General features: G+C 66.9%; 7 protein-coding genes. 4 read left to right on the top strand and 3 right to left on the bottom strand.

All coding sequences use genetic code 11. The features are described from left to right. Window positions 1-238 precede the first annotated feature (238 nt). The 4 genes from pcnB (at window position 239) to KA419_20775 (ending at window position 6,669) form a co-directional block, all read left to right on the top strand. Complete coding sequence (gene pcnB / locus KA419_20790; GenBank protein ID MBP7868372.1) at window positions 239-1,657, top strand: polynucleotide adenylyltransferase PcnB; 1,419 nt, start codon at window positions 239-241, stop codon at window positions 1,655-1,657. Next, window positions 1,654-3,141 (top strand): tetratricopeptide repeat protein, encoded by a 1,488-nt coding sequence (locus KA419_20785; GenBank protein MBP7868371.1) that lies wholly within the window; start codon window positions 1,654-1,656, stop codon window positions 3,139-3,141. Before pcnB ends, KA419_20785 begins: the two co-directional genes overlap by 4 nt. 305 nt (window positions 3,142-3,446) lie before the next feature. Then, entirely contained in the window at window positions 3,447-5,399 is a 1,953-nt protein-coding gene (locus KA419_20780; GenBank protein MBP7868370.1) for a hypothetical protein, read from the top strand. Window positions 5,400-5,460: 61 nt separating this feature from the next. After that, complete coding sequence (locus KA419_20775; protein MBP7868369.1) at window positions 5,461-6,669, top strand: cyclic nucleotide-binding domain-containing protein; 1,209 nt, start codon at window positions 5,461-5,463, stop codon at window positions 6,667-6,669. Between the two features lie 14 nt (window positions 6,670-6,683). On the opposite strand, the gene KA419_20770 is transcribed toward KA419_20775, so the two are convergent. The 3 genes from KA419_20770 to KA419_20760 all read right to left on the bottom strand — a co-directional run. Continuing rightward, a complete protein-coding gene (locus KA419_20770) occupies window positions 6,684-7,667 on the bottom strand; it encodes a metallophosphoesterase (GenBank protein MBP7868368.1) in 984 nt (327 codons plus the stop codon). A 134-nt stretch (window positions 7,668-7,801) separates the two neighbouring features. Next, the gene (locus KA419_20765) at window positions 7,802-8,839 is read right to left on the bottom strand and encodes a hypothetical protein (protein MBP7868367.1); all 1,038 of its coding nucleotides are present in this window, start codon (window positions 8,837-8,839) and stop codon (window positions 7,802-7,804) included. A gap of 62 nt (window positions 8,840-8,901) precedes the next feature. After that, the coding region (locus tag KA419_20760; protein MBP7868366.1) for an FHA domain-containing protein at window positions 8,902-10,477 on the bottom strand (1,576 nt) is incomplete at its 5' end.

Raw genomic sequence — 10,477 nt, 5'->3', positions numbered from 1 at the left:
CACTTTACCGCCGCTTTTGCTCTATCACCCCCCTCGCACAAGAATGCCGGCTGTCTCTGAAACGCTTCAAAACCTCTCACCGCGCCCCTTTTGGCCCTGCTTGTCCTCATGATGCGAAACCGCTGTTTCCGGATGGCTGCAATTGACAAGCCTGTGCAGAGAGAGTATGCTGGGCGATTCCGGGCCCGTTTCGCCCGGCGACCAGTTTTCGACAAGGGTGAGCATCCGTATGGACGGCATGGAGAGCACAGCAGAATCGATCCCCCGGGTCGTGCCCCGCGCGGAGCACGTCATCTCCCGAAAGGACCTGAGCCCCAACGCCCTCGTGGTGCTGCGAGAGCTGAATCGCCGCGGTTACAAGGCCTACCTCGTGGGAGGGGCCATCCGTGACCTCCTGGTGGGGCGCAGGCCCAAGGACATGGACGTGGCCACCGACGCCTCCCCCAACCAGGTGAAGCGGCTTTTTCACAGCTGCCGCCTGATCGGGCGGCGCTTCCGGCTCGCGCACGTTCACTTCCGAGACGACATCGTGGAAGTGGCCACTTTCCGGCGCTCCGAGGCCGACCCGCACCCGGCGCCCGCGGAGGCGCCCGCCGAGGCGGCGCCCCGGACGGAGCCCGTTCCGCCCCGGAGCACCCGGCACGAGGGCCTCGTCAAGGCCGAGGACGGGCGGATCCTCCGCGACAACATCTTCGGGACCCCCGAGCAGGACGCGCGCCGTCGCGACTTCACCGTGAACGCCCTCTTCTACAACATCGCGGACTTCTCCATCATCGACTACGTGGGGGGGCTCGAAGACATCCGGAACCGGGTCATCCGGACCATCGGCGACCCGGTGTCCCGCCTGGTGGAGGACCCGGTGCGCATGGTTCGCGCGGTCCGCTTCGCCGCGATCCTCGGGTTTGACCTGGACCCGGCGCTGCGACAGGCCATCGGCGAGCTTCGGGACCACCTGACCACCGCGTCGTCCAGCCGGATGTACGAGGAGGTCCTGAAACTCTTCGCGCTCGGGAAGGCGGAGACGACGCTGGCGCTGCTGCGGGACGTCGGGCTCTTCCCCGTCCTGTTCCCGCACCTGGCGGACCTCGGTGCGGAGGGCCGGGAGCGCGTGGACACCCGGCTGCTGCAAGCCGTGCGGTGGCTCGACGCGAGGTCGGCCCGGGGCGAGGACCTCGACCCGTCCCTGGTCTACCTCTTCCTGACGTTCCCCGCCCTGGAGCCGGCCCTCGAGCGCCTGCGCTCGGAAGGGACCTGGTCCATGGCCGCGGTGGGGGAGGCGGTCCACGAGGTCACCGCCCGGTTCTCACTCCGGGCCCAGATTCCCGGCAAGGTCAGGCAGGACATCCGGAGCGCCCTCTGGAACCAGGGACGTTTCCGGAAAACCCGCGGGAAGTACCCCCGGAATTTCGCCGCGTCGCCGGAGTTCCCGATTTCCCTCGAGTTCCTGCGCTTCAACGTCTCGACCGGCGTGTCGGACGCCGCCCTGCTGACCTGGTGGGACGCTTACGTGAACCTGACTCCCGGGAACAGCGCCCCGCCCCTCGAGGAGGGTGCCCCGGCCGGGTCGCCCCGCGCCGGCCGCCGCCGCCGCCGGGGGCGCCGTCGGAGGGGACCGCGGGACGGGGGGGATAAAGCCGGACAGGAGAGGAGCGCATGACGAGGCGAACCGGGTTGTGTTTGAGCCTGTGGCTGATGTCGGTCCTGGGGGGGGCGGTTTCGGCCCAGCAGTTGGAAGGGCTGGCGGGGGTGGACTTCGTCGCGGATGAGCGGATCTTCAATGTAATGTGCGCTATCCACGCCGCAGGCTACGACTTCCAGCTCGCCGCCGCCGACCCGGCGTCCCCCCGGGCCCGGGTGCTCGGGGGCATGGACCTTTCCGCGGTCAGCCCCGAACTGCTGGGGAAGATGAAGGACTTTTTCCAGCGCATGAACGTGGAACTGAGCATGGCCCGCCAACAGGCGAAATACGCCGCCCTCTCCCTGTTGCTCTCGCCCCCGCCCGCCCTGGAATACCGCGAGCGGGAGGCGACGCCCACGGACGACATCCGTGCCCTGGCGCCCTTCGCGCCCCTGGTGGCTTCCTTCCGCTCCCAGGCGGGCCTGGAGGGGCTCTGGGCGACGTGGAAACCCGAGGCCCTCCGGTTCCTGGCGCTGCTCCGGGAGGACATCCGGACCTGCGTCCAGGGGCTGCTCCGGATGGGGAACCTGGAAGCCCGGCTTTCCCTGGACCGGCGGCTGACCGTGATCCCGAACCTGGTGGACGCCCCGAACACCTTCCTGACCGTCCAGGTCGGGGGGACCTACGCGGTGTTCGTCTCGCCGTCGATCTCCGTCCAGCGTTACCGGAAGTACTTCATCCACGAGTACATTCACATGCTCCTGGACCCGGTCTTCGACCCGCTCGCCGCCCGGCTCGACGACGACCACGACCTGTCGAGCTGGTACACGTCCCGCCCCGAGTACGCCCGCTTCACGGCGGAGCCGTCCCTTGCGGTCCGGGAGTCGCTGTACAACGCCATCGGGCTGCAGGTCCTGGCCGGCATCGGCTCCCCCGCCACCGCCGCGGAACGCAACGCCATGATCAAGCGCGACTCGCCGTTCCTCGCTTGGTTCGAGGCCCGGGTCAAGGGGTTTTCGGAAGCGGGGAAACCGCTGGGGGAACAGGTGGCGGCCCTGGTCAAGGGCCTGAAGACGGAAGAGATGCTCCCCTCCGCGGGGACCGTGGCGACGGTCGCCGCCGGCAGCGAGGAGGACCCCGCGGTGAAGCGGCTCGACCAGGTCCTCCAGCTGGAGCGGCTCCTGCGCGAGGGGAACGCGGCGGAGGCCGAGCGGATCGCTTCGGCCCTGGTGGCCCGGGACCCCTCCGATGCCGAGGCCCTGTTCTTCCTGGGGCAGGTCCGTTACGCCCAGGACCGTCACGCGGACGCACTGGCCATCTACGACCGCGTCCTCGACCTGTCCCTAGCGCCGCAGTGGGTCCGGGGGTGGGCGCTGGTCCGGTCGGGAAACTGCCTGCTCCGGCTGGACCGCCCCGGGGAGGCGGTTCGGCGCTTCCGGGAGGCGGCCTCCCTGACGTCGGGCGACCGCGGCGCGGGGGAAGCCGCCCGCAAGAGCCTGGAACGGCTTGAGACCGAAAAATGAAGCTTGAACAGACCCTGAAACGCAAGGACGCCGTGACGTGATGACGCCAGGAGAGCGCTTCCCGCTTCGATTCGGTCAACCAGGCGAATGGTTTTCCCCGCGTCGTTGCGCCCTTGTTTTTCCACTCGCGCCCCCGGATGAGGGGGCAGCCATGCAGATCAGCGGAGGTAATCATGTTTTCAAATGGTTGCGTGAAGGCAGTCCTCTGGGCCGCGCTGACGGGGTGGTTTAGCGTGGTCGCGCTCGCCGGCACCGGTTCGGCCGCGTCGACCGGAGGCGACCCTCTGGGCGCCCTGGTGGCGAAGATGACGGCCAAGTTCGGCGAGGCGCACCGCCCCCGCATCGAGGCGGGCGTGCGCCAGGCCCGGGCCCTCTGGCGGCCGGCGGACGGCGCCGACGCCGCGTTCGAGGCCTTCTGCCTCGAGCACTTCATCGCCGACCGAAAGACCCTGGACGCGACCTTCGCCCGGGTCCAGGACAATCTGGAGTCGATCCTGGGGAACTTCCACCGGATCAGCCGTGAGCTGAAGACGCCCATCGAACTGGACCGGGGCGAGCCCCTCGCGGTGGACTACCTTTTCGCGGAGTGGTCGCCCTACGCCCACCTCGAGACGGACTTCTTCCGCAACAAGCTGGCCTTCGTCGTCATTCTGAACTTCCCGCAGTACACCCTGGAGCAGAAGCTGGCCCTGGGGGAGACGTGGGACCGGCGCCAGTGGGCCATGGCGAAGCTGGGCGACCGCTTCACCTCCCGCATCCCCGCCGAGGTCAACCAGGTCGTCAACGAGCGCTCCGTGAAGGCCGACAACTACATCAGCGAGTACAACATCTTCATGGGCCGCCTGCTGGGGCCCGACGGGAAGACCCTCTTCCCGGCGGACCTCAAGCTCATCAGCCACTGGGGCATCCGGGACGAGCTGAAATCCTGGTACGGCAAGGCCGACGGCGCCGCGCGGCAGGAGACGATCTACCAGGTCATGCTGCGGATCATCGACCAGAGCATCCCGGCCCGGGTGGTCAACCACTCGGACGTGTTCTGGGACCCTAAAACGAACCAGGTCTTCGAGGAGCGGGACGGCAAGCGCTTGCCGGTCGAGGCGGCGCCCGAGGGCGGCAAGCGCTTCGAGACCCTCCTGAGCATGTTCCAGGGCCAGCGGATGAAGGACCCTTACGTCCCCCTCAACCCCACCCTCATTGCCCGGCGCTTCAACGAGGACCGCCAGATCCCCGAGGAGCAGGTGGAGAAACTGTTCGTGAGCGTGCTGTCCTCCCCGCTCGTCAAGCGGACCGCGGCCCTCATCGAAAAGCGGATGGGACGGAAGCTGCGCCCCTACGACATCTGGTACGACGGCTTCAAGACCCGCAGCACCCTCGACACGGCGGACCTCGACGCCCGGCTCCGGGCGAAGTACCCGGACGTGAAGGCGTTCCAGGCGGACCTCGTCCCCACCCTCGTGAAGCTGGGTTTCTCCGCGGAGAAGGCCCGTTTCCTGGCCGACCGGATCGTGGTGGACCCCTCCCGGGGGGCCGGCCATGCCATGGGCGCCGAAATGCGCACCGACCAGGTCCACCTGCGGACCCGGATCCCCGCCGGCGGGATGAACTACAAGGGTTTCAACATCGCCGCCCATGAACTGGGGCACAACGTGGAACAGGTCTTCTCCCTCCACGCCATGGACGAGTACCTGCTCAACGGTGTCCCCAACACGGGTTTCACCGAGGCCTTCGCCTTCGTTTTCCAGAAGCGGGACCTCGAGCTGCTGGGGATACCGGCGGCGGACCCGATGAAGAAGGACCTGGACGTGGTGGACGACCTCTGGATGACCTACGAGATCGCCGGGGTCTCCCTGGTGGACATGAAGGTGTGGCGCTGGCTCTACGCCCATCCCGACGCCAGCGCCGCCCAGCTCCAGGCGGCCGTGGCCGACGCCGCCCGCGAGGTCTGGAACGCTTACTACGCACCGGTCTTCGGGGAAAAGGACTGCACGATCCTGGCCATCTACTCCCACATGATCGACGCCCTGCTCTACCTGCCCGACTACGCCCTGGGGCACCTCATCGCCTTCCAGATCGAGAAGCACCTGGAAGGGAAGAACCTGGGCGAGGAGATGGAGCGGATGTGCCGGGTGGGGTCCGTCACCCCCCGGCTGTGGATGCTCAAGGCGGTGGGTTCCGACCTCTCGGCCGAACCCCTGCTCAGGTCGGCCCGGGAGGCCCTTGGCCACCTGGAGGCCGCCTCTCCCGGCGCCGGGAAGTAAGGGCCCCCGGATCGGGGCGCCGCGATGGGTCACACGGACTACCGGGAACAGTGAGGCAACCATGACCGGGACAGACGACCGCCTGACGATGAAGCACCTCAAGACGCCGGAACTGGAACAGGGGGCCGTGGACTTCTTCGAGAAGGTCCAGACTGCCTTCGTGGCGGGGAAGCGAAGCGTGAGCCTCGACTATGCCGGGGTGAAATTCACCCTCCGGCTCCCCGCGATCGGGGAAGGGGATCGGGGGCTTGTCTATCTTCTCCGGAAACACTCCCTGGACCTCCCCGGGGCCGATACCCGCTGCTGCGTCAAGTTCGCCAAGCAGCAAGCCCTCAGCCGGCAGCGATTGCTGGAGGAGTTCCCGAACACGGAATTCTATCTTTCCGAAAACATCACCGTCCCCCGGATCCTTTATCTCGACCCCCTCGGCCGTTTCAGCGTGAAGGAGTACATCGAGGGGGAAACCCTCACCAGCCTCTACCTGCGGTTCGAGCGCCTGACCGTCAAGACGCAGCGCCTGCTCCTGGACGGGATCGAAGCGTATCTCGAGCGCCTCCTGGCCCTATTCCGCAAACGCCCCGACTGCAAGGTCAGCATCAGCCCGAACAACATCCTGGTCTTGTCCGACAAGGGCAGGTTCACGGACCCGCCGCGGTTGGTGCTGATCGACCCCGGGCCCGACCGGAAGAAAAAATACGAGGGAATCGGGTTCGATCAGTACTGGAACGTCATCCTGCCCGATCGGATCCGCAAGTACCAGCGAACCGGCTATCTCCAGTGGATGGTCCCCCTCGCCGTGACCCAGTCGGACCGGGACCATCTCCGGGGGTTCGACATCTTCAACGACCTGACGCCGGAAGAGACCCAGCTTATCATCTCCATCGCCCGGGTCGTCGAATTCGACTCCGAAGAAACCATCCTCCGCAAAGGCGCCGTCGGGGAGAATTTCTTCCTCCTCCTCGAGGGGGAGGTGGAGGTTCGGAAGAGCCATTTCAACCGCCCGGGTGCGCTCAAGGTCCGTTGCGGTCAGGGGACCGTTCTGGGAGAGCAGGCTTTTCTCCTCCGGGTGCCCCGCTCGATGAACGTGGTGGCCATTCGTCCCTGCAAACTTCTGGAGATCGAATGCGAGGCCTTCAACGGGTTGATGCGGGCCAATCAGATCGCCCCCTACAAGATCCTCCGGAACATCGCCGTGATCCTGGCCGAGCGTCTCTACTACTCCAACAACGCTTATCAGATGCTGTTGGAATCCCAGGCGGACATTCTATGACGTTGCCGCGCCCGTCAGTTCTTCGTCGCTTTCCACGCGCCCAGGGCCTTGCCGGAGGCCTCGACGAAGCGGACGAGGACTTCCCGGGCGCCAAACTGGAGGGCGGCGAAGCCGGAGACCCCTGAAAAGAGGAAGGAGTCTCCCCCGGAAGCGGCCGACCGCGGCTTGCCGCCGGCGCCCGCGACGACGTGGGCCACCCCGCTCTTCGGCTGGAAAAGCTCGAGGTGATGGTCGTGGCCGGCGAGGTAGACGTCGACTTTCCCGCCGAGAAAGCGCTCCTTCAGGAGGCGTTCCAGGCGGACGTCCGCGCCGTGTTTCCCGCTGGAGTAGACCGGGTGGTGAGCCACGACGACCCGCCACTGTTCGCCGGCCCCGGCGGATTTCGCCAGCTCGGCGTCGAGCCACTTCATCTGCCGGCCCACCCGGACGTCATGCTCCGGGGCCTCGATCAGTTCCACCGTGTTCAGGGCGATGACCCGGACCGTGACGGAACCGTCCGCCGAGGTGAAGACACGGCTCCAGGTCAGGTCCGGCATGGACCACCGGGTGGGCTTGCCGTTCACCGTGGACCGGCTGTAATCGACCTCGGACTGAAAGACGCCCTGGTAGTCGTGGTTTCCCAGGACGGGGCAAAAGGGGATGTCGATTTTCTCCGCCGGGTACATGTCCTCGAACTTGCTGGTCCACTGGGGGTCCCGCTTGCTTTCGACGCCACGGGGGAGGAAGTTGTCCCCCAGCAGGAGCACCGCGGCGGCGCCCATCGTCCCGTGCCAGGCGACGAGGCCCTGCGCGACCGTTTTCTGGGTCTGGTCCCCGGTGCCCCAGTCGCCCATCGCCAGGAAGGCCACGGGCTTGCCCTCGAGGCGGGCTTCCCCGTCCACCGGGGCGAAGGGGCCGACCCCCGCGAGGGGGCTCAGGGACAGCAGGGCCAGGAGGGCCCCGAGGACGGTCAGCCTCAAGGGGCGCCGCGATGCGGTCGGTTCCAGTGTCGGGATCATCCGGTCCTCCTTTACAGGTTCGATCGGCCAGCCCGGTGCGGTGAGACGTGCCGGGGGCCGGAATACGGACGGGGGTGACCCGCCGGCGGATCACCCCCGTATCGAGATGCGCTGTCGACGAACGATCGTGCGCCCTACTCCCCGCAGGCGGACTTCAGCTGGGCGATCCGCTTGAGGATGACCTGGGCGAAACCGGCCTGATCGGACTCCGAGGCCCCGGCGGCCCGGAAGGCGTCCTTGATCTGCTGCTCGGTGAGCTGCCCCACGATCCCGCAGAACCACTTGGCGTGCTCCACGGGGACCCGGCCCGCGGCGGAGCCGATGTCCTTGCCGGTCTTGGCGAAGCGGAGGTACCCGCCGGAGGACCCCATCAGGAAGGGTTGTTTGGAATATTCGCCGAGGTCCCACTTGGAGTGGGAGAGCCACCCGCCCATTTTCCCCAGGGTGCCGCCCCAGTCGGCGACCACGTACCAGTCCTCCACGGTGGTGCCGTCCTTGCCGTACATGCCCAGGACGTTGTTGTTGTCGGCCTTGGAGTCCCAGTTGCTCAGCAGGAGGGTGATGATGATGAGCCCGGAGAACTCCTTGGTGCCCTTGAAGGGGTTGCTGTCCCAGCTCCACAGGATGCCGCGGCGGGCGATGTCCCCGGGGCGCTTCTCCAGCATGGCGGTGTTGTAGGAGCCGCTCCCCACGAACTTCTTCGCCCGGCTCAGGCCGCTGACGCCCGAGACGGTGCCGGAGGGGCTGAAGTAACTCTCCTCCACCTTGAAGCCGCAGGCCCACACGATGCGGCTGCAGGCGATCTCGGCGTGGACTTCCTCGTCGAACTTCATGTTCCACTTCACGCCGTTGGCGTCGGTGATCTTGATCTTGGGGTTGGTGCCGCTGGTGTCCTCCTTGACGAAGGTGAAGGGCGGCTTGGGCGACCCTTCCTCGCTGCCGATCCCCCAGAAGAGGTCGAGCTTGGAGACGTCGCCGCGGTCTTCCCACAGCATGGGCTTGCCGGACTCCGTGGGGGCGCTCTTCCCGGACACGGGGTCGGGGCCGTCGGCCTTCTTTTTCTTCTGGGCCAGGACAGGGGAGTTCACGTCCAGGACGAAAGTGAACAGGAGGAACACCCCGCAGACCAGGGCGAAAAACCGGGCCGTCTGTTTCCAGTTCGTGTTTTTCATGTCTACTCTCCTTGCTTGCTTGATCCCGCCGACGGGGCGGGGATAACGTCTTTCGCAGGGCCCTAGGGTGCGGGGGCCGGCGCCGCTGCGGGGGCCGTCGGGGCAACCTCGGGGACGCCGACGTATGTCCCGTTGGCCGCCAGGATGAACCAGAACCGCTTCTGGTCGATGTCGGCGTGGAGCAGGCCCTTCGCGTCGATGGGTTGGCTGAGGACGAGTTCGAAGGCGTCCGGTTTCCCGTCCGGCTGGCCGTTCCACCGGTAGGCCGTGACCTTGCCCGGCGTCTTTTGAACGGTGAGGAGGACGATGGTCCGGTCCACCTCGTCGCACTGGATGTCCAGGACGCCCTGCCCCTTCAGGTTGAGGGAGAGGGGTTTGCCCCCCGACACCTCCATGTTGGTGGTCGTCAGGGGCGCCATGGGGTCCCGGAGGTTGACGGGGACCACCTGGGAGGATTCGCCGGCCCCCTGCATGGCGATCAGCAACTGGTTGTTGAAAGCGTTCCAGGCCAACCCCTCCACCGCCAGCGTCCCCTGCGCCGCCGAGGCCTGGAGGTCGGGCAGGACGCTCAACAGGTAGCCCCGGAAGTCGGCGATGACCTCGGGGGGGCCGAGGAGCTGCAGGCTCGCCGGGTCCATCCGCACCCGGAGCAGGGCGTTGGTGGGCGCCGGGGTCGACGAGGTCAGGGAGCCGATGACGTAGAGGTACTGCCGTGACCGGTCGAAACTGATGCCCTGGATGTTGGAGACGGACGCACCGAGCTTGACGGCCTTGACCTCGTTGGTGTCCATCATCTGGTTGTCGATGTTGAAGGCGAAGACGGTGTCTGGTTTCTTGCCGTCGCTGAAGAGGACGAGCTTGCTGTTGAGGACGAGGGTCGCCCCGGAGATGTCCGTGAAATTGAGGCTCCCGGCCTTGATGGTCTGCTGGGTGACGGTGGTCGGGGGTGTGACGCCTCCCGCCGGGGTGTTGCCGCCCCGGGGGAGGAAGAAGTAGATGGAGACCAGCATGGCGATGATGGGCGCCACGATGCGGCTCAGGGCGTTGACCAGCGTGGCGCCCATCTTGGACTCTTTCTTCTTCTTTTTCTTCTTCTTGTCCTTTTTTTCCTCGTCCTCGTCCTTCAGCTTTTCCTTGGGTTTAACCGGCGGTTGAGGGGTGGGCCTCGGGGCCACGCCCATCTGCATGAGTTGATCCAGGTCGACGGAGACCGTAGCCTCACGCTTTTCCTGAGGGTTCCGGAAGGTGGACACCACCTGGCCGAAACGGATCTTGAAGCCGTGGGTCAAGGGGCAGGCCTTGTCGGTGACCGGCTGGTCGTTGACGAAGGTCCCGTTCTTGCTGCCGAGGTCGACGATCTCGAACTGGTCTCCCACCGCCCGGATCTCGGCGTGGGACGTGCTCACCGTGGGGTGGTTGATCACCACCGGGTTGTGGGCGCCCTTGCCGATCCCGACGGGGAGTTGGGCAAGGGGGTACTCGATGTGCTCGCCCGTGGGCATCACCACCACCAGGAGGGGGACCTTGGCGCTCCCCGTGGGCTCCGGCGCGGGCGCCGGGTACAGCGGCGCCCCGTGAGGGGGGGCGCCGAAGCCGGGGGGCGGCATCAGGGGCGGCGGCCCCTGGGGGGGCATCGGG

This window comes from Acidobacteriota bacterium (assembly GCA_018001935.1).
Taxonomy (GTDB): Bacteria; Acidobacteriota; JAAYUB01; order JAAYUB01; family JAAYUB01; genus JAGNHB01.
The sequence above is the reverse complement of the archived record's forward strand: the minus strand, read 5'-3'. Positions and strand labels throughout refer to the sequence as shown.